The following is a 19,818-nucleotide window of genomic DNA, read 5'->3' on the forward strand; positions in this document are numbered from 1 at the left end:
CTCTATGAAGGAGCTATGCGGGCCGCATAGCTTTGAGTTGGTCAGGTGGTGCGGGCGGCACCACTCAGTGCACTGCCGATACCGATGCCGGATCCTGGTTGTGTGATGCGGGCCGCATCACCAGAGCTATGCGGGCCGCATAGCTTTGAGTTGGTCAGGTGGTGCGGGCCGCGCCACTCAGTGCCCTGCCGACACCGATGCCGGATCCTGGTTGTGTGATGCGGGCCGCATCACCAGAGCTATGCGGGCCGCATAGCTTTGAGTTGGTCAGGTGGTGCGGGTGGCACCACTCAGTGCCCTGCCGACACCGATGCCGGATCCTGGTTGTGTGATGCGGGCCGCATCACCAGAGCTATGCGGGCCGCATAGCTTTGAGTTGGTCAGGTGGTGCGGGCCGCGCCACTCAGTGCACTGCCGATACCGATGCCGGATCCTGGTTGGGTGATGTGGGCCGCATCCCCTGCTCGTACCAGGCCTATGGCTGAAGTCATGGGCGTGTGCTACGGCGAGGTTTCAGCAGATGCAACATCTCGCTGAGCGTTTGATTTGCGGTCTGTATCGACTCAGGACTACGTGGGGGAACCACCTCCTTTGCTGGCGGGGCAAATGTCTGTCTGGGTGGCGCGTCAGATCTCGGGCCAGCAGGCGGATCCACAGGGTTTTTGTTGACTTTGTCATCAGGGTTCCAACTGCTGTTGAAGTCTCCACGAACAGCCATGGCGACAAGTGACAACAGGTAACCTAAGGGATTGTTAACCGTTCCTGAGTCGCAGCGGTGTACCCAGTGCTTGATGACTGCGGGGTTCAACTCTGGCGGGACCTTCTGCATCGCTGCCAAGGCGCGATGCTTTTGATCCGGCGATAGGCGATGCAGGGCTTGAAGCAAATCAGCCTCGGTTTCATTGGCATCAGGCCGTACATGTACAGAGCTTTTACAAACAACGTTGTTTGTATCTGTATACGTACTATATGAGTTCGGATGCCGAACTGAGTGCGAACTCAGTGTTTTTCGACTGAGTTCGGATTCCGAACTTGGGTCAGAGGTGCCATTTATCTCGGGGTTGTCACTGAGTTCGGATACCGAACTCAGTGACAACTGAGGGGAATCCTGCTGAGTTCGGATTCCGAACTCAGGTTCTCTTAGGGTCGCGGTCGCCTGCTCGTTAACCCATGACTGGCCATTCAGGCGATCTTCGACAATGTCCAGACGACTTGGTAAGCGCTGACCGACGTCGGGATCGGCAGAAAATTCACGACTGGCGATTTCCGCGACTTCACGTATGACCTTGGTTGGGTGCTTCAAGGACTGATTGAGTAGCTGCAGATAATCCTTGTCGAGTTCCATGGCTTCCGCCGGTGTCACCGGTTCGTCGTGAAGTAAATAGACGTTGCCTTGGACTTGGCCGCTGAGGTCATTGCGAACACGTCGACCCAGGCTGAGCCAACGAGTCAGGCGAAGAGTCACCAATGCCTTGGAAATGGTTTCTCTCGATGCCGGCTTTCCGGGTTGCATGCCCAGGTAGGGACGAAGCTGGTCATACGTGGGGAACGCCGTTAAGCCGTCATCGTTGATCAGTAGGCGAAATACCTGCCAAGTGTTTCTCTCAAGTGGCGTCAGTCGGTCATCCAGGAGCAGGCGGCGAGGGACGGTCTCGTGAGGGTTCCCGCTGAAGATGATGCCAGAGTAAGGGGCAGAGCCAGCGATCCCGGAAGGCGCTGGCTCTTTTTTCAACAGCAAATGGGCCTCGAGGTGGCCCGAAGCCGAGTCCAAGAGCGCTGACAATGGAAGCCGGGACAACTTCATAGTTCGGAGTCACCTTCCGCCGAAGTCGCTACAGTTTGTTGTCGCCGTTGATGGTGGGATGCGACCAGTTGGAGCTTGCGCGGGGTCCAGGCGTTTCCCTGCGGGGGTGGATAGAGCCCCTCTTTGATCCAGGTTTGGATCCGGTTCCATATGATGGCCAAGCTCAGATTTTCGGGGTTTTCATCAGTGCTGCCGCCTTGAGGTGAGTTCAATTCCTCGGCAACCAACATGGCGATATCAAGTAGCTGAACGCTGTCCTCCAGTTCGACGACCTGATGTTCATTCATCAGGTGGGTCCATCTGTACCAGAGTTGGATATCCATCTCTTCGCTAAATTCCCGCCACCGGCCTCTGCGTGCCGTCACTCCCATGATCAGGCGTTGCAGGGCAACGTCCTGTGGGGACAGACCGAAGAACTGTTGCAGCATTTGGGTGGTAGCCCCCAGACGCAATGCTCGTTCAATCATCCGCACTTCTTCATCGGAGCGCTGAGCTCCCGTGAGAAGTTTCTTCAATATTTCGGCGTCAATCGTGACGGTGCACCAGGAAACAGGGGTGTTGAGTAGTAGGCTCAACACCGAGGGCTGCTGGAGCTGGGCCAGTATTTCCGGTTCCAATCCCATCTCGATGCAGCGTCTCAGTTGGCCGTTGCGCATGTTGTGCAGGATCTGCGACAGAATGGCTTCGTTGATCGGTGTCTTGGACATTACGACTCCTTGCTGCGATCGTCCGTTATCAGCTATCGGTCTGCGGTGTGGGCGCTGTGAGCGATTTGACTTCTAGGTCAATCAGACGCCTTGCCAAGCGAACGACTCGGAACAGCTTCACAAGGGCTCCGTCGCTCAGCCGACCTGAGTTGCTGGGTTGCTGATCTTTGGTTGTGGGCTGTCCCAGTAGCAGTTGGCCAAGCCCCGCCGCGAACTCGAAGTCGGCTAGTGCCTCCACCTGGAGCGCGGGATTTTGCTGGATCATGTTCAGAGCGATGGCAATCGAACCGCTCAAGGACTGGAGCAGCATCAAGGTATTCTGAGCTGTGGCAGTGACTTCAAGCTCTGTCTCTGGATGCTTGTAGCTGAATCCAATTCCGCCTTCGACTTCGATGATTTCTCCAGGAGCGCCTACTGAGCTGGCAATTTCCCGGGCGAGTTGTGCAATGTGAGCACGAAGCTGGTCCGGTGTGTCGATCTCTCGCTCGATGTACCAGAGGTCTGAAATCGGGTGCAGTCCACCGGCTTGCACTGGAATCGCTACCAGTGCGTTGGCTGCGAAGTCCGGCAGCTCTTCGCCGTCGATGGCGGCGAGCCGTTGTTTCACCTGCTGGACGCGCGCTGAGGTCGTAACAGGGCTGGCCACATGGCCGTCCAGACGGGCTTCCCGTTCCTCCGAAGACAGGGGGGGAGGTGGCGTAGGCGCGGCGGGTGGCTGCTTTTGTTGTGCGAGGCTCCCTGGTGCTTTGGACTCTTGGGGCTCGGGTGCTGGTGGTTCTTGTGCAGTACCTGGGGTGCTGGTGTTCTCACTGCCTGTCGGAGGTTGTGCTACCTGCCCGGATCCTGCGCCGTAGAATGTACTCTGAGGTATTTCGAGTACAGGTGTCGATCTGCGGAGCTGATCCTGGTTTTGGGTGATTTCCAGCAGTATTTTCTCGTAACCGAGGTTCAGCGGTTTTCTGAGCTGATCAATCAGTTCGTCCTGGAAACGCTGGAATAGAAACTCTTCGGCATCACCCTCGAATTGGGATAAGACATCTTGAAATACGGTGTTGAAGTCCAAGTGCTGTTCTTGCTCTTGGTAATTTCGCTCCCAGCATTGATGAGCGGTCTTTCGCAAAGCAAGCAGCTTCGAAATCCGATCTACTCCAAGCCCTGAGTACAGCAGAGTAGGAACTGCGGGAAGTAAGTAACGAATTGAGTCCTGCATGCGACTGATATGTGGTTGAGAAACCGGATACCCGTCAGCTTTCAAACGACGAGAAAGCTCACTTTGGGATATGGGCGATCCAGACTCCTGCTCGTAAAGCGCTCGTGTCTTTTCTACCCCAATGGCACGTTCAATGAACAGGAGTTGACCCTGAAGGTCATTTTCAGCCAGGTGCCCAGTGAGAGAGATAATCTCTCCTCGGACATTATCCCAGGGGCGAAATAGGCAGTGGAACTTGAAAAATTTCTCGTCCCCGGTCTCACGGTACAACTCATTGAGAATCGCCAGGCGTGTATTTCCACCATTCCGAATGCGAAATTTATCTTCACCTGGGCGCCGGGTGACCGGGGGCGGTGTATCAAGTCCACGATGTCGGATTGACTCTTTGATCTCGTCATATTTCGGATTGCGCGTAGTTCGCGGATTGGTGTCGTAGGGCAGCGTTTCATCCAGCGTCAGCAGCATTGGGGTATCAACGATCGGGTCGCTCATACGTTGTGCGACGGGGGCATTTTGCTGAAACGCCGGCTTCAGAAGCTGCTCCTTCATTGAGACAGTTGAAGGTTTCATGCTTGTGCCCCAGTTTGTTTGGTGGATGAAGTTGAACCCACCAGCAACTGGTCGATGATTTTGTGTGCTCGCTCAAGCGCCGATTCAAGTTCGGTGACGCGTTCCAAACGATGAATGATTTCGGAGTTCATAGAACGAACGTTGGCTCGTGCGTTTTCTGCAATTCGGCTCCGCATTCCATCTGGGAGACGGACGACGAATTTCTCCTCAAGTTGACGTTGTTGGATTGTCATAGCGTTCTCCAATTTCTGATTCTGTGGGACTCTTTTTCAGCGGCGTTTCAACTGGTCAAGTAGCTGCGTTGGGACCATGTGAATCACCAGCGTGGCTTTTTCCTCGTCGTATTCGATCTTCGATCCGAGCAAGTGAGCTTCGAAGCTGATGGAGAGTCCTTCGGCGCGACCGGTAAGTCGGTGAAATTGGGTGAGGATGCGTTTGTCCATCGGGATCTCCGGCGAGAGACCGTAGTCCTCGGGCAACCCATTCTCCCGAGGGTGAAGAACCGATGGTTGGCCGTCAGGTTTTTGTCGATCAAATGGACAATGGCGTGGCGAATAGGCATCAGATTGTCTCCTGCGAATGTTGTGACGACGTACGATCCGCGCGACGAAGGCGCGCGGTTGCTTTCGGGCCAGAGCGGTAGTCGCTGGCTGTCGAAGAGGTGAAGATCGATCCACGACCAATCTTGGTGAACTTGATGTGTCCGCCTGGCGTGCGAGTGACGCTCCAGCCATGGGCGATGGCGAACGCCACCAGGCGCTGAAGGTTCTTGCTGGCATGTAAAGGACTAATGATCGGGGGGGTCATGACAGTGCATTCCCCACTTGGATGGCAATGATCTCGACTTCATCGCCAGGGAAGTGGGTACCCAGGTCATTGAGGAACTGCCGTGTTGCCTCCCGAGGACCAGGCAGGCGAAAAATCACCGTGCAATGTTGAACATCGACCTTGGGCTCCAGGTGGGGCATCACCGCCACCTGCAACGCGCAGCTCCGCAAGTAGCGTGGAATCCACACCGACCAGAAGTAACTGGACAGCAGGGCGCTGGCGCAAACTAGGTCGACCGAGAGTGTTCCGCAGCTCGTGGTGGTCAGCTCGACATAACCGAGTCGTGCGAACTCCAGCAGGTCGTCCTGCATGCTCGCCGGCACCACAGTGCTCTGGTCACGGGCAAGACGACCGATTGCCTGTGCAAGAGCGTCCAGTTCCACCGGGTTGATACCGGCTCTATGGGCGTGAACGACCGCTGAATCCTCAAACGACGAGCCAGCCGGGATCAACGGGAAGGTTGATGCGCTACCGTGCATGGGCCACCTCGTCCTTGAGTTCCACGACATCGTAGCTGCCGCACTGTGGGCAGATGTTGACCTCAACCTCACCATCGGGGGACGTCGGGGCGGGAATGCAGTGACGTACTTGGTGACGTTGGTAGTGGGAGTCGCAGCTACTGCACCAGTGCGTCATGGGTTTCGGATCAAGGGTTGTCATATACGGGCTCCCTGCCAGCCGCTGCTGGCGCTGAGATTTGCAAAGCGGGTTTGGTGAGGGATAAAGGCTGTGCGTACGGTCCCGGTAGGGCCATTGCGAGCCTTGCCGATGATCAGTTCGGCTATGCCCTTGAACTCGGTTTGCGGGTGATAGACCTCGTCGCGGTATACGAACAGGATGACATCGGCGTCTTGCTCGATTGCCCCGCCATCACGTAGGTCCGCGTTGATCGGGCGTTTGTTTGGGCGGCGCTCCAGCTCCCGGTTTAGTTGGGAAAGGGCAATGACCGGGCAATTCATCTCTTTGGCCAAGGCCTTGAGCGACTGAGAGATAGCGCCGATCTCGTTGGCCCTGTTTTCCTGGCCTGGACAGCGCATAAGCTGCAGGTAATCGATCATGATCAGGGACGGGTGCCCGAAGCGGCGTGCCGCGCGGCGCGATTTGGCTCGAAGCGCCGCCGGCGTGAGGTCCGACGAATCGTCGATGACCAGGCGTTCGCCGTAGTCGTTGATTCGCCCGACAGCGAGGGTCAGTTTCGGCCAGTCCTCGTCATCGAGCTTGCCCTTCAGCAGCTTCCCTAGATCGAGGTGCCCGAGCACGGCCATCAGTCGATAGAGGAGTGCTTTCGCCGGCATCTCTAAACTGAAGACCTGAACCGTCCGGTCGGGCTTCTTGTGCAGGGCGGTGTCCACGAAATTCAATGCCAAGGACGTCTTGCCCATCGACGGTCGAGCACCAACGATGATGAGATCTGCCTCCTGGAAGCCGGAGGTCATATCGTCCAGATCATCCAGCCCCGAGGGCACGCCCGTGACGGTGACGTTACCGTTGAAGTGCTCGTCGATCTGTTCGACGACAGTCTTCAGGCATTGGTTGATATTCACAAAGTCCGATGAGTTCTTTCCTTCACCGAGGGCGAACAGTTGCTGCTCGATCGACTCCTGAACCTCGGTTGCATCAGCTTGAGGGTTAGTCGCTTCGCGAGAGCATTGAAAGCCCACGGACATCAGTTGCCGAAGCTGTGAGCGATTGCGCACGATGTGTGCGTAATGCTCAATGTTGGCCACTGACGGGATGTTCTTGGCCAACTCGACCAGATATGGCAGACCTCCCGCCTCGGAAGGCGTTTCCAGAGCGTCATGCACCGTCACTACATCGAACGGAACGGATTTGCTGGAAAGCGTGGCCATCGCTCTGAACAGCACCCGGTGCCCATGCTGAAAAAAGTCTTCGGGCAGCAGCCTGTCCGCGACAAGATCCCAGGTGTTGTTGTCCAGCAATAGACCGCCCAGGACACCTTGTTCCGCCTCTATCGAATACGGCGGTGAGAGATCGAGGTGATTCATTTGCCACCTCCCATTAGACGTGCTGCTTGGCTGCTCTGTCCAACACCACGATGTAGGCTGACCTTCTGCCCTTGTCTCCAGCCAGCAGTGAGCGAGCCTGTGTCGTGTCCTCGGGCCTCAAGTGGGTCAATGTCCTTGAGACTTATGGTGGGGTGATGGAGGTCCAGATAAGCCTTGATTTCTTGGTCAGTCGTTTTATCCGTCGAACCGGAGAATTCGATTATTTTGTAGGTGACCGCGTTCAACCAGCCTTCGGCGAACAGTTGACCGCGACGACGTTTGGTTTTCAGCTGGCAGCGCTTCTGCTCGGCAACAAATGTTTGGCGAGCGGCTACCAACTGGTGGTGAAGTGCCGAATAGGCATGTGCGGTCAGCTCGGGGGAGATGCCCTTGCCCAGGAACTTGAACGACCATCCTTTCGATGGGTTGAAGTAGGCTAGGTATGATCCGTCGAAGGCCTGAGCACAGATGGCTGCCAGACGGTGCGCCCAGTCTGGCGGTGCGCGTTTTGTACCGGTCGCGACGCTGACCTCATCAATCGAATGTGCCGCCACCTCCGAGGATTCGAGGTTGTACTGCTTCATCAACGCCCTGGCCTGACGCAGTGCGGTTTCGGCCTCGGTCGGTGAAGCACCTTTGGAGTTCGCCAGCGCGAAGCACTTGGCGACTTTGTCCAAGACTTTCTGCTTGTCCATCATTCACGCCCCTTCCTGCTTTTCAGCAGGGGAGAGCGCTTCCGACCAGAGGCGCAGTGTCTCCTCTTCGTCAGCAGAGAGGTGGATCACCGAAAGGCGGTCCGCGACTTTTTGTTTCAGTGCGTGGAGTCGTTCCTGAACAGTGGAGCCATCGTCGTAGCCGATCTCATGCTCTACCGTCTGCATAAATTCATTGCGCAATGAGCGCACGATGCTCATCCAGTAGTCTTGCGGTTTGTTCCAGCCTATGAGCTTTCGGGTTCTGTCCTGGGAAAGGTCGTTTCTGAGATTGAGGTTGTACTCAAGGGCGGAGTAGAAATCCAGGAACAGGCCTGCGCGATTGAAGTTCAACGCGGTCTTCAAGATCTCCAGGATCTGATCCAGTGACTCGTATGGCAGAGGGAATGTTTCAGCCACGAGACGTTTCGCCTGGGCATCCCGCGCTGCTTGGCGACGCTTGGCTTCGTTTTCGTCGCGCTTGCGTTTCTCCTTGGCGTGCTCGATGTTGGTGTTCACCGACTCGATCAGCTTGGCCGCATCTCGCAGAAGGTGAATTTGCTCCAGACTCAGTTTTTCGCCAATTCGACCGGGTAAGGTGCTGCCACCGGTCAAACCACGGATCTCCCGAACGGTGCTGGTGAGTTTGGCTTGCAAGCTACGCAGACTTTGAGCGCTGTAGTATTTGCCCAACTGCAGAACGACATCGGCGGGAATGCCGCTTGCGTCGGTAATGGATGGCTTCGCCATATCAACGACCCTCCTTCACCAGCGCGGCCACTTTTTCCTCGGTCATGGCCTCGAAGCGATCACGCCATTCAGGGAAGACTTCGATAGCCAGATTACGAAAGATCGTCAGGGCCGACGGAGCGACTTGATCGGCAGGCTTTTTGTACTGCAGCCGGTGGGCAGGTATGCCACGGGTTGAGGAGTTACGAAAAATCACGGCTGCCGGGATGGTGGTGTCCAGGACATCGATTTCTGGATTGTCCTGGAATATTTCACGAACCGACTGTTCAATCATCTGTGAGTCATTGGTCCGGTCGAGATTGTTAACCACGATATGAACTGGTGGAATATTGAGGCCCAGCCGCCCATACGCACGCAGCCCCTCCAGCATCTGCATGGTGCCGCGGCTGAACTCCCGCGCGGCGAGCATGTTCGGTGGAAGCGGCGATATCGCCAGGTCAGAGGCTAGGATGACCATTTCCAACATGGCCGAGCGGGCCCCTTGGGTGTCGATCAATATCAGATCGAAATGATCTCTGAACGCAGGCATCAGGTTGGCGAGACGCAACCGCCCGTCGGGTGCCTGTAGCAGCAAGTTTATGAGCTGGTTGTTTGCGTCGTTCGACAGCACCAGGGAGAGGTTAGGGATCGAAGTACTCGAAACGATTCGATCAAAGTCCGTTACGTTGAAGGCGAGCAGGTCGTAGATGCCGCCCTGCGCCTCCTCGACCAACTGGTAATACGACGAAAGGGAGGGCTGGACAGGGTCCAGGTCGATCAGAAGGGTTCGAAGTCCGGCATCGGCGCATAACGCGCCGAGATTGCCGGAGGTTGTGGTCTTGCCGGTACCGCCTTTGGTCGAAACGACCGATACGATTTTCATTTTTGAAGCCTCTAATGGGGGACATTAGAGGCTGCGAAGCCATGCTCGTAGCGTGGAGGACCTGTATTTACGGAGCTTTCAGCGATCCTATAGCCCAATTGTCTTTTAACCAATTGGTCGTAGGTTCGAATCCCACACGACCCACCATATTTTGGCGGTTTAGAAAATCCGGAAGGCCCACGCAAGTGAGGATTTCCGGGTTTTTTTGCCTGCAAAAAAGCGAATGAGCTTCAGAGGCCAGGCAAGCTCCTTCCCTTCCATCATGACAATGGCTAGTGGTTGGCCTTTATCGGTGTCATCAGTTGCAACTGCTGGCGATACTCATCGGTAATCTGCCTCGCCTCGCCGTTGCCGGTGATCACCCGTGGCGTGATCAGCACGATCAGCTCCGAGCGTCCACGCTGACGTTGGGTGTTGCCGGACAACCACTGCAGGCCAGGAATCCGCCCCAGGTACGGCACGCTGTTGTCGGTGCCATTTTCGTTCTGCTTGATCAGGCCGCCGAGCAAGATGGTTTGTCCGCTTTGTACCGCCACTTGCGTCGAGACAGCGCGGGTCGAGATGGTCGGGTTGCCGTTGGCATCGACGGTGTTGCTGGCATCGCTGACTTGCTGTTGGATATCCAGGTACACCAGGCCACCCGGATTGATCCGCGGCACCACGTCGAGGATCACGCCCGTCTGGATGTATTGCACCGAACTGGTACTGATGGTGGTGGTGTTGGTATTGATGGTGGTCTGGTTGATCGGGATGTTGTCGCCGACTTGGATCTGCGCCTGCTGGTTGTTCATGACCACCAGCGACGGAGCGGACAGCACGCGGGTATTGCCGTTGGTTTCCAGGGCGTGCAAGGCCACTTGCAGGTTGTTGCTGACGAACGAGTAGAACAACGAGTCGGTAGCACCCAGCGCGGCACCGCCACGTCCCAGCGCACCCTGGCTGCCGGAGACGTTTTCAATACCTTTGGTCGCCGAGTTTGCGGCCAGGCGTCCGAGATACCACTGCACCCCCAGGTTCAGCGAGCCGCTGAGGCCGACTTCCAGTATCCGGGTTTCGATCTGCACCTGCATCGGTGGATTGTCGAGTCGTTGGATGGCCGACTGGATCTCGGCCCACTGGGTCGGTCGGCTACGCACCAGCAACTGGTTGCTGCTTTTTTGCGCGGTGATACGCACCGAATTGGTCGGGTTGTTGGCATTGTCCGGGCCTCTGGCGGCATTGTTGGTGGCGGGAGCTCCCAGTTGCAGATCGTCGCTGGTGCGCTCTGAGGCGATACGGGTATCTGCCGAGCTGCTCATAGGCGGCGGCAAACCCGGGCCGCCGCTGCCGTTGGTGGGCAGCCCGTTACCGATGCCCGAGGCACCGCCCGAGCTGCCGCCGAAACCGTTGCTGGTCAGGGTCACGGTGCGCAACCCCGGCGCGACCTGCGCTGCGGCCTCTTCGGTGACCGATTCGTCGTTGTAGATCTGGCGCAGGTAGCGGGCCAGGTCCGTAGCCTTCATGTTGCGCACGTCATAGACATACATCTGCGGTTCGTCACCGCCGCCCTGATCAATGGTGTCGATCCAGCGGCGGACGTCGTTCAGGTATTCGGCTTGCGGGGAAATAGCGACAATCGCGTTGGTGCGTTCGATCGGCAGGAAACGCAACATACCTGCCAGCGGTGTGCCGCTCTGGGCGCCGAACAGGCGATCCAGCTCGGGCATCAGTTGGCTCACATTGGCGCGTTTGAGACCAAACACGCCGATGGACATGCCCTGCAGCCAGTTGACGTCGAAGGTATTGATGGTCTGCTGGTAATTGTTCAACTCCTCCGGCGTGCCCGCCATCACCAACACGTTGCGCGAAGTGTCGACGACTAGGAAAGCGTTCTCCCGGGCAAACGGTTTGAGCAGTTTTTGCATCTCCAACGGCGAGATATAGTCCAGTACGAAAAATCGCGCACTCAGGCCGCTGCCCGGCTCCGGGATCGATTGGCGGGGGGTGAGTTGGCCCGCGACCGCCTGGTTGGCCGGGAGGATCAGATAACGCTCGCCCTGGCGGATGATCGCGTTGTTGGTCCAGGACAACAGGGTCTCGAGGATGGAAAACGCCTGGGCCTTGTCCACAGGCCTTGAAGTCGAGAAGGTCACGTCCCCGGTCACGCCCTGGCCGATGCTGTAGTTCTGTTTGAGTACATCGCCGAGGATGGTGTTGATCACCGCCTGGATCGGCACGCCGGCGAAGTTGAACATTGTCCCGTTGTCGCCAGCCGGCACGGGGTGCGGTTTGACCGTGGCGCCATCGCGGGCCAGCAGGCCCTGGTTGCCCCTGATGATCTGTGATCCGGAGGCCGCCGGGGCCTGAAGCGGCACGGCGAGGGAAGCTGACGACATTGCCGTCGCCAGAGGCGGACGATCAGCCCCCGTGCCGGCCAGGCCTTGCCGGATCAGTGAGTCGTCTTGACTATCATCGGTCACCGGCGCGACGCAGCCCGAGAGCAAGAGGCAACCGATAAGGTAGGGACAGACGATACGCTCGATCACATTGATTCATCCTTGTAGAGGCGTCCGGCGCCCAAAGTGTCATGCACTGGCGTGGTGTTAATGCACGGCCGTGGCCGGCAATTTCAAAACGGGGATGCTCAGTTCCTGCTCGGTGGACTGGAAGCTCAGCGAGACTTTTTCAGCGGTTATCCGTTCGACCCGCCAGCCGTTGGGCAGGGTTTCGCCTTCGGCCACGCTCAGGTTCTTGCCCTCTCGGCTCTTGAACAGAGCCCTGCGCAGGGTCGCGGAGACGGCGACGCCGTTCAGCGAAAGGCCGGCGAGCGATTGCGTATCGTGTTCGCCCGTAGCTAGCGAATTCGTTGGGTCGGGCTTGCGATCACGGTTGAACAGCGAGCGCTCCCAAATCCCGGCATAGGACGACAGCGGTGGCGACGTTTCGACCGTCACGGCTACAGGAGGCACCGCCGGCGGCAGATGCGCCTGCTCGGGATACCACTCGATTTGCGCGCCCAGTCCTTCGAGCAAGGCCAGGCACAAGGTGGCGGTCGATGCCACGAAAACCCCCAGCCAGAGCGTGAGGCGGTCCGGGGTTTTCATGCAGGTGGCTCCCCGTTGGCGGGGGCGAGGTTTTTATCCGGCGGGTTGTTCAGGTAGGCACCGATTTGCAACTGTACCGCCAGGCGATAAGTGTTTTCGGGAGTCTGGGCCGGATTCTGGCGAATGCTGAGGGCCTCGACAAACAGTGAAATGTGCTGGTTTTCCAACCCGTGGAGCAACATCACGAGGGGCTCTATGGCACAGTCCAGGTTGATGCTGACCTTGACTTGGCGATAGGGCGCGGTATCGCCGACCGCAAGCGGCATGCGATTGCTCATTGTGCAAACGCCGCTCTGCGCAGGCAGGGCCTGCAGGCTGGAGGCCACTTGTTGCATAAGTTGCGCGGTGGCGGCGCCGGCATCGGAGTCCGGCAACAGGCTGTCGTTGCTCGCCGGTAGGTTGCGGGCTTGGACCAGTTGTGCCTCCAGTAGCGGGCGTTGGTGTTCAAGAGCCTGGTAGCGTTGGTGCTGGGCGCGCAGCGCCTCCATATCAGCGCTGATCGACTGTAGCGGCGCGGTGAACCACCAATGGATACCGATGAAATAGGCGGCGATCAGGCACAGTACGGCCAGCATCAAGGCCGCGCCGCGTTGGTCACGGCGTGTCAGGCGCAGCGGCATGTTGCTCCTCCGGGGGACGCAGGCGTGCGGTGAGATTGAGGCGGTCCTGGCCGGTGGTCGCGTCGGCCTGGATCGCCCCCTGAAATTGCAGGTCCCGCAGGGTCGCACAGGTCTTCATCTTGGCGATCAGGTCGCTGGCCTGACTGCTTTGTGCGCTGAGAGTCAGGGTGCCTTGGGCGTCGATGTCCAACTGCTCCAGCCAGGTGTCGGTGGGAATGCAGGTGGTCAATTCTTGCAGCAATGCGGTTTTGGACAGCGACAGGGCTTTTTGTGTTTGCACGTAGCGTCCGGTGTCGAGCTGCTCATCGAGTTGTCGGCGCAACGTCTGAATCTGCTGGGTGTCGTTGCGCAGTGCGGTGACCTGGGCCTTCATGACATCCAGCGCCGACTGGCGGTTATGCACCCACATCAGCATGGCGGCTACCGACAGGCCGGCACTGAGCAGGGCCAATCCGAGTTGCAGTCGTCGAGTCGGGTGACGGGTCTGGGGGCGGCGTTGGGCCGGTAGCAAGTTGACGTTCAAGCGTGAGCCGTCGCGATCTTGTGCGTCGATGGCATCGATGCGCCATCCGGTTTGTGCGGCCTCCTCCAGAATTGCGTCGATCCGTTCGCGCAGGGCGACCACCAGGGTCAGCTCGAATACTGCTCGGGCACGGTCCACGGTCGGATCGCGGACGCTATCGAAATAGACCTGGTCGGCCTTGAACGGCGTGTACTTGTCCATCTCGAAGGCCAGCGCCGCATGGGCTTGTGCGGCGGCTGCCCGAGGGAGTTGCACGTGGGCGAGCATCACCTGTTCGTAGGGCATCAACAAGACTTGGCGGCGACTCCCCGCCGGCCGATCGGCAGTGGAGTCATGGCGCCATGCTCCTTCGTGCCAGCGCAGCAGGTGTTCCTGGTTCGCCGATGCCAGGCGCGCGTGCCAGCGCCGAGGTAGGCAGCCCAGCAGTTCTCCTCGCCACCAACGCAGGAACACCGGCAGGCGCGAGGCACGCCATTGTTGTGAGAAGTGGCGCGTGGCACCCAGTAGCGCGGCGCGCCAGCGACTTTCTGGCGGCTTCATTCTTGCCACCGCAGCACGCGATAGAGTTGCGTACCCTCCGCCTGGGGGTTGAGCAGAAACGTCACGTTGAGATTGGCCGCAACAGTCGCTGGTAATGTTGCCTGTATCTGTGCGTTGTAGATTGGCCCTGCCGGGCTTGCGATTGCGGGCGCCGCCAGCTTGAGCGCGGCGCGCAGTGGCGCGGTAGCTAGGCTCGGGTCGGGTTGTGCCAGCCCTGTCCACGGTGTCAGGTTCGGGGCCAGTCGCGCGTAGAGTTGGCGATCCATGGCGGCAAACAACTGAAACTCTTCGACGGCCCTTATCGGGCGGCTTCCATTGCGCCGTGCCAGCAGCTCGCGGGTCAGCTTCTTGCCTTGAGCGGGGCTGGCGCCCAGATAACGCACGACCCGGTTGAAGTCTTCGGGGCTGACCTGGTTCAGGTCCAGCTTGCCGCGTTCGCTGTGCAGTTCGACGCTGACCTGGGCGTCTTCGACGTTCAGGCGATAGCGGCGGCCATCGGCAATTATTCGGGGCGTTTTGCTCGACAGGTCTTGCACCACCAGCGCCAGGCCGGACTCGGCGGCGAGCAGGGCGCGGGCGTGCTGCAAGGCATAGGCGCTCTGGCGGTTTTCCAGGCGCACCGTGCCCACCGCCACGGCCATCATCAGGCTTAGCAGCGCCAGGGCCCAGAGCGCCAGGACCAGGGCGGCCCCGCGTGCGCTGTTCATCGCGAGGCCTGAGCGTCATTGCCGCCCAGGTTCATGCGGATGAGCACCACCAGAGGGGGCCAGGCGATGGCGCCGCTGACCTGCAATTCGATACGCAACGCCTGCGGTAGGCGCGTTGGCCAAGGCCAGCGTGGCAGCCAGCCGGTGGCTTGCGACTGCTCGTCCAAGCCCCGGTAGCTCAACCGCCATTTATCCAGTCCGTGCAGCAGGATCTGCGGCTCGCCCCAAGGATGCAGGGCGCGCTCGTCGATCTGGAAGAAAGCCACTTGCAGATCCTTTGAACTGCGCCGGTTTTCAATCACCGAGAACACCTGCAAGGGCATGCCTCCCGCAAGTCGCGGCGGCAGTGGGGCGACAAAGCGCATCTGTTCGCGCTCGCCCTCGAACATCCAGTCGTTGTTTTTCGTGTCGCGCAGAAACACTATCGGATGGGCCTGTTGCACCGTGTTTCGGAGAAAATTCTGCGCCGAACGGATCTCCTCCAGACGGCTGGAATAACGTTCGCCGAAGACTTGCGTGCGGCTGCTGGCGCTCAGTGCCGAGGCGATCAGCACCATCAGCAAGCCGAGCAGGCTCAGCGCGATCAGCACTTCCAACAAGGTGAACCCACGCAACCGGGACGTCATGGCTGGACTCTCACGATCCGCCCCTGGGCGCGCCAGGTGACGAAGCGCTCCTGTCGGGTGCCTTGTTCCAGCACCAGCTCCAGTCGATACAGGTCCACCGGTGGGGTAGCGGGTTGTGCGGTCGCGGTGAGTTGCCATTGCACCTGCGCCAGGTTGCCTTGCCAGTGCCCCGGCTTGAGCGGCCCATGGCCGCGGTCGTCGAAAAGGCTCCTGGCCAGCAGCGCCATGCGGGTGCTCTGTTCGTCGCGCAGCAAGGCCTGGCTCGTGGTGCCCATCGCGTTGAGATAAATGGCAAAGCCGATGCTCAGCAAGACCACCGCCGCGAGCATTTCCAGCAGGGTAAAACCGCTCTGGGTCGATGTTTTCATGGCTGTGCCCCATCCTGCCAACTGACCTTGCCGGTCAGCCAGGCGATATCTACCCGCCAGCTGTTCGGACCACGCTCCAGGTAAACGTTGCCGCCACTGGAGCCGCCGTCCGGATAGAACTCGACTGCTCCGTCCCGGGACGACGACAGGTCGACGGCAGTGGTCAGACGCAAGTGCATGCCCTCGGGCAGAAAGTGTTCGGCCTGGTGGCCTATCCGGTAGCTGTCGCGCCGCAGGTCGAAGTGCAAAGTGGTCGGTTGTCCGCTCAGCACCGCTTGGCTGCGGACACTGCGCAGCGCCAGGCTTAGCTCGCGCTTGGCCTGGCGTTCACGAGCGTTGTCCAGGCCACCGGTCACACTGTGGGCCAGCAGACTGGTTCCGATCGAGATGATCAGGATCACCACCAGCATTTCCAGCAGGGTGAAACCCCGTGTGGCGCCCAGGTCGGCCATGGCTATTCCCAATTGCCCAGGTCGGCGTTGTAGCCGTCGCCACCGGGTTGCCCGTCTTTGCCGAAGAAGATCAGGTCGAAGGCCCCGTGCGCACCTGGTGCGCGATAGCCGAACGAATGGCCATAGGGATCGAGCAGGTCGCTGGGTTTGGCATAGGGGCCGCTCCACAGGCGCACGTTAGCCGGCGAACTCGTCAGCTCGACGAGTTCCTTGGGCGGGGCGCCGATATCCAGGGCGTAACCTTCGATCTTCATCGACAGGCTGGCCAACTGTGCCTTGCCGGCGCCGGATTTGCCCTTGTCGACATTGGCGCCGACCTGGCGCACGACGATGGTAGCGATCACGCCGAGCAGCACGATCACCGCGAGCATCTCCAGTAGGGTGAAACCTTGGTGGTAACGTGGCGAACGATCACGACGCATGGCGGGTTCCTTTCAGAGGTTATTGGTCAGGCTCATCAACGGCAGCATGATGGCCAGCATGATCACGCCCACCAGCACGGCCATGACCAGGGTCAGGGACGGCACCAGGGCGGCGAGTAGGCGATCGATATGGCGCTTGGCCTCGGCGTCGAAAATGCTCGCGACCTTGAGCAGCAACCGGTCAAGCTGCCCCGACTCCTCACCGACCTGAATCATCTGGATCGCCAGTTCCGGGAAGGTCGCAGTGGAGTCCATGGCGACCGACAGCCGGCTGCCGTCCTTGACCTTGCCGATGGTCAGTTCCACCGCATCGCGCAGTACCTGGTTTCGGCAGACCTGCCGAGCGATATCGAAGGCGCTGATCAGTGCGACTCCCTGGCTCAACAACGTGCCCAGGGTATGGGCCAGGCGAGCGGTTTCCAGGCGCAGCAGCAACGGCCCGACGACGGGCGTGCGTAGCATCAGGCGGTCCCGTTGCAGGCGTCCCTGGGCTGTGCGCAAGCGTTGCCCAAGCCAGGCGCAGAGCAAGGCCATGGCACCCAGCAGGTACAGGATGTAGTGGCCGAGGAACTGGCCGAGGCCGAGGATGACCTCGGTGATCAGCGGCACGGGCACGCCCAGGCCACTGAAGATCGGTACGAACTGCGGTACGACATAGGCCAACAACAAGACCAGCGACCCCAGCACGCCGACCAACAGGAAGGCTGGATAGATCAATGCATTGATCACTTCGCCACGCACTTTCTGGGTTCGCTCCAGGTAGTTAGCCAGTTGTCCCAGGGTGTCGCCCAGCGCGCCGCCGGCTTCCCCGGCGCGCACCAGGCTGAGGTACAGCGGCGAGAACGATGGGCCTTCGACAGCCATCGCCGTTGACAGCGGTTGGCCGCCCTTGACCCGGTCGCGAATGCGTTCGAGCAAGCGTCGCGACTGGGGTTTGCCCGGTTGACGGGCCAAGATATTGAGGGCCCGTTCCAGCGGTTGACCGGCATCCAGCAGCGTTGCGAGTTGCTGGGTAAAGCGCTCCAGTTCGTCGCCGACGAGAGGCGGGCGCTTGAACCAGGACGCGCTGGATACGGTGGCGAACGCCGTCGGTTCGAGTTGCAATACCAGCAGGCCGCGCTCCTGCAACTGGCTGGCGGCCGCGTCGTCATTCTCGGCCTCGAGTGCGCCAGCAAGGGCGTTGCCATTCGGGTCCAGGGCGCGATAGCGATAGTGTTCCATGTTTATTCGCCACGGCTGACGCGCAGGACTTCTTCAAGGCTGGTGATACCAGCCAAGGCCTGGCGCAAGCCGTCCTCGTACAGGGTTCGCAGCCCGGCGGTGCGGGCTGCCTGTTCCAGCGTTGCAGCATCGGCGTGGCGCATGAGCAGCGAGCGCAAGGTGTCGTTCATCACCAGCAATTCACTGAGGGCACCGCGCCCGCGATAGCCGCCGCCGGGTGCATCGGTGCGCGGGCGGTAGAGGCGGATCGGGCGTTCGTCGGTGAAGCGCTCCAACTGATGTTCGGCCACCAGTTCCGCCGGGGCCTCGAAGCTTTCCCGCCATTCGGGAGCCAACCGGCGCACCAGGCGCTGAGCGAGAATACCGTTCACCGTCGAGGCGATCAGGTAGCTTTCGACGCCCATGTCCAGCAAGCGGGTGATGCTGGCGGCGGCGCTATTGGTGTGCAGGGTGGAAAGCACCAGGTGGCCGGTCAGCGAGGACTGGATGGCGATTCGGCAGGTTTCCAGGTCGCGCATCTCGCCGATCATGATCACGTCCGGGTCCTGGCGCACGATAGCGCGCAGCACGCCAGCGAAATCCAGGCCGATGCCTGGTTTGACCTGGATCTGATTGATACCCTCCAACTGGTATTCGACCGGGTCCTCGACGGTGATGATCTTGCGCTCGGCGGTATTGAGCCGCGCCAATGCGGTGTACAACGTGGTGGTCTTGCCCGAGCCGGTAGGACCGGTGACCAGCAAGATACCGTGGGGCCGTTCGAGCACGTTCAGCAACGCCTCCAGGCGTGTGCCGTCGAAGCCCAGGCTCTGGAAATCGAACGTCACGGTCTGGCGGTCGAGCAGACGCATCACCACCGACTCGCCGAAACTGGTGGGCACGGTGGAGACCCGCAAATCCAACTCTTTGCCCTGCACGCGGAGCATAATGCGGCCGTCTTGGGGCAGGCGGCGTTCGGCGATATCCAGTCGAGCCATGATCTTGATACGCGAAATCACCGCCGCCGAGGAACTGACGGGTGGCGCTTCGGCCAAATGCAGCACGCCATCGACCCGGTAGCGGACATTGAGTTGGTTCTCGAACGGCTCAATATGAATGTCCGAGGCCCGCTGTTCGACGGCCCGTTGCAGCAGCAGGTTGACCAGGCGGATCACCGGAGCTTCGGACGCCAGATCCTTGAGGTGCTCGATATCGGTTTTCTGATTGTCGGGGTCTTCTTCCAGGTTTTCTACCAGGGTGCCCATCTCGGCCGTAGTAGCGCTCGATCAATTGCTCAATATCGCTGCGCTGGCCGATGGACAGGCGCAGGCGGCATTGACAGGCATATTCCAGCGCATGCAGGGCGTCGGGTTGGTTCGGATTAGCGATCAGTACATGCAGCTCGTCACCGATGGATGACAGAGGCACCAGACCATGCTGCTTGAGGAAGCGTGGCGCCAGTTCGGGTGGTTCTTTCAGTCGATCGGGCGCGTCTGTCAGCGTCAGCAGGGGAGTTTCGAGCAGGGTCGACCAGGCCTGCGCCAGGTCCTGCTCCGAGACCAAACCAAGGCGCGCCAGCAGTTCGGTCGAGTCGTGGCCTGCGCTGGCGTCCTGCAGTGGGTGAGCCCGGTCGACATCGGCGAGTTTCAGGCGACCTTTGTCGACCAGCCAATCGATAGCCAGCCTGCCCAGGTCATGGGACATCGGGGCGTTCATGATGCGCTCTCCAGGCTCCATGCCTCTGGCACAGCCTGAACCTGAAGCGCTCGGGCGACTACTGTCAGAAATGACAGTTTTGCTGACCGTTGGTCGGGGCGTAAGTGTTGCTAGTGGAGCATCATCGCGAAC

The 19,818-nt window shown here is 59.7% G+C and carries 21 protein-coding genes and 2 pseudogenes; all 23 read right to left on the reverse strand.

Features of this window, described 5'->3' with window-relative positions; genetic code table 11:
* Positions 1–487: 487 nt before the first annotated feature.
* Positions 488–1,804, reverse strand: a complete 1,317-nt coding sequence (locus AWM79_RS12350; RefSeq protein WP_060782964.1) for an STY4528 family pathogenicity island replication protein — start codon at positions 1,802–1,804, stop codon at positions 488–490.
* On the reverse strand, positions 1,801–2,511 hold the full coding sequence (locus AWM79_RS12355; RefSeq protein WP_060782965.1) for a DUF2857 domain-containing protein: 711 nt from the start codon (positions 2,509–2,511) through the stop codon (positions 1,801–1,803). The genes AWM79_RS12350 and AWM79_RS12355 overlap by 4 nt, the downstream gene beginning before the upstream one ends.
* A 28-nt stretch (positions 2,512–2,539) precedes the next feature.
* Positions 2,540–4,291 carry a ParB family protein gene (locus tag AWM79_RS12360; protein WP_060782966.1) on the reverse strand — a complete coding sequence of 584 codons (1,752 nt, stop codon included), beginning with the start codon at positions 4,289–4,291 and terminating at the stop codon, positions 2,540–2,542.
* Positions 4,288–4,524, reverse strand: coding sequence for an Arc family DNA-binding protein (locus AWM79_RS25935; protein WP_060782967.1), 237 nt, complete (start codon positions 4,522–4,524; stop codon positions 4,288–4,290). Before AWM79_RS25935 ends, AWM79_RS12360 begins: the two co-directional genes overlap by 4 nt.
* Before the next feature lie 36 nt (positions 4,525–4,560).
* Positions 4,561–4,764: pseudogene (locus AWM79_RS24375) on the reverse strand (nucleoid-associated protein); the annotation flags it as partial.
* Positions 4,765–4,852: 88 nt separating this feature from the next.
* Complete coding sequence (locus tag AWM79_RS12370; RefSeq protein ID WP_060782968.1) at positions 4,853–5,098, reverse strand: hypothetical protein; 246 nt, start codon at positions 5,096–5,098, stop codon at positions 4,853–4,855.
* Positions 5,095–5,598 (reverse strand): hypothetical protein, encoded by a 504-nt coding sequence (locus AWM79_RS12375; RefSeq protein WP_060782969.1) that lies wholly within the window; start codon positions 5,596–5,598, stop codon positions 5,095–5,097. The genes AWM79_RS12370 and AWM79_RS12375 overlap by 4 nt, the downstream gene beginning before the upstream one ends.
* Positions 5,588–5,779: a hypothetical protein gene (locus AWM79_RS24380; protein WP_082712613.1), complete on the reverse strand. Its 192-nt coding sequence runs from the start codon at positions 5,777–5,779 to the stop codon at positions 5,588–5,590. Before AWM79_RS24380 ends, AWM79_RS12375 begins: the two co-directional genes overlap by 11 nt.
* Entirely contained in the window at positions 5,776–7,125 is a 1,350-nt protein-coding gene (gene dnaB, locus AWM79_RS12380) for a replicative DNA helicase (RefSeq protein WP_060782970.1), read from the reverse strand. Before dnaB ends, AWM79_RS24380 begins: the two co-directional genes overlap by 4 nt.
* Complete coding sequence (locus AWM79_RS12385) at positions 7,122–7,820, reverse strand: DUF2786 domain-containing protein (protein WP_208599949.1); 699 nt, start codon at positions 7,818–7,820, stop codon at positions 7,122–7,124. The genes dnaB and AWM79_RS12385 overlap by 4 nt, the downstream gene beginning before the upstream one ends.
* A 3-nt stretch (positions 7,821–7,823) precedes the next feature.
* The gene (locus AWM79_RS12390) at positions 7,824–8,567 is read right to left on the reverse strand and encodes a hypothetical protein (protein ID WP_060782972.1); all 744 of its coding nucleotides are present in this window, start codon (positions 8,565–8,567) and stop codon (positions 7,824–7,826) included.
* Between the two features lies 1 nt (position 8,568).
* The gene (locus AWM79_RS12395) at positions 8,569–9,429 is read right to left on the reverse strand and encodes a ParA family protein (protein ID WP_060782973.1); all 861 of its coding nucleotides are present in this window, start codon (positions 9,427–9,429) and stop codon (positions 8,569–8,571) included.
* 272 nt (positions 9,430–9,701) lie between these two features.
* On the reverse strand, positions 9,702–11,954 hold the full coding sequence (gene gspD / locus AWM79_RS12400; RefSeq protein ID WP_060782974.1) for a type II secretion system secretin GspD: 2,253 nt from the start codon (positions 11,952–11,954) through the stop codon (positions 9,702–9,704).
* Between the two features lie 57 nt (positions 11,955–12,011).
* Positions 12,012–12,512: a hypothetical protein gene (locus AWM79_RS12405; protein WP_017132001.1), complete on the reverse strand. Its 501-nt coding sequence runs from the start codon at positions 12,510–12,512 to the stop codon at positions 12,012–12,014.
* Positions 12,509–13,132 carry a type II secretion system protein GspM gene (gene gspM / locus AWM79_RS12410; protein WP_017132002.1) on the reverse strand — a complete coding sequence of 208 codons (624 nt, stop codon included), beginning with the start codon at positions 13,130–13,132 and terminating at the stop codon, positions 12,509–12,511. Before gspM ends, AWM79_RS12405 begins: the two co-directional genes overlap by 4 nt.
* Complete coding sequence (locus AWM79_RS12415; protein WP_017132003.1) at positions 13,107–14,195, reverse strand: PilN domain-containing protein; 1,089 nt, start codon at positions 14,193–14,195, stop codon at positions 13,107–13,109. The genes gspM and AWM79_RS12415 overlap by 26 nt, the downstream gene beginning before the upstream one ends.
* A complete protein-coding gene (locus AWM79_RS12420; RefSeq protein ID WP_060782975.1) occupies positions 14,192–14,902 on the reverse strand; it encodes a hypothetical protein in 711 nt (236 codons plus the stop codon). Before AWM79_RS12420 ends, AWM79_RS12415 begins: the two co-directional genes overlap by 4 nt.
* Complete coding sequence (locus tag AWM79_RS12425; protein ID WP_017132005.1) at positions 14,899–15,528, reverse strand: prepilin-type N-terminal cleavage/methylation domain-containing protein; 630 nt, start codon at positions 15,526–15,528, stop codon at positions 14,899–14,901. Before AWM79_RS12425 ends, AWM79_RS12420 begins: the two co-directional genes overlap by 4 nt.
* Positions 15,525–15,896 (reverse strand): type IV pilus modification PilV family protein, encoded by a 372-nt coding sequence (locus AWM79_RS12430; protein ID WP_017132006.1) that lies wholly within the window; start codon positions 15,894–15,896, stop codon positions 15,525–15,527. The genes AWM79_RS12425 and AWM79_RS12430 overlap by 4 nt, the downstream gene beginning before the upstream one ends.
* Positions 15,893–16,348, reverse strand: coding sequence for a GspH/FimT family pseudopilin (locus AWM79_RS12435; protein WP_017132007.1), 456 nt, complete (start codon positions 16,346–16,348; stop codon positions 15,893–15,895). Before AWM79_RS12435 ends, AWM79_RS12430 begins: the two co-directional genes overlap by 4 nt.
* A gap of 2 nt (positions 16,349–16,350) precedes the next feature.
* Positions 16,351–16,770 (reverse strand): type II secretion system major pseudopilin GspG, encoded by a 420-nt coding sequence (gene gspG, locus AWM79_RS12440; RefSeq protein WP_017132008.1) that lies wholly within the window; start codon positions 16,768–16,770, stop codon positions 16,351–16,353.
* A 12-nt stretch (positions 16,771–16,782) separates the two neighbouring features.
* Positions 16,783–17,991, reverse strand: a complete 1,209-nt coding sequence (gene gspF / locus AWM79_RS12445) for a type II secretion system inner membrane protein GspF (protein WP_017132009.1) — start codon at positions 17,989–17,991, stop codon at positions 16,783–16,785.
* A gap of 2 nt (positions 17,992–17,993) precedes the next feature.
* Positions 17,994–19,686 (reverse strand): annotated as a pseudogene (gspE, locus tag AWM79_RS12450) (type II secretion system ATPase GspE).
* Positions 19,687–19,818: the final 132 nt, after the last annotated feature.

Origin of the sequence: Pseudomonas agarici (genome assembly GCF_001543125.1) — a bacterium.
Classification (GTDB): Bacteria; Pseudomonadota; Gammaproteobacteria; order Pseudomonadales; family Pseudomonadaceae; genus Aquipseudomonas; species Aquipseudomonas agarici.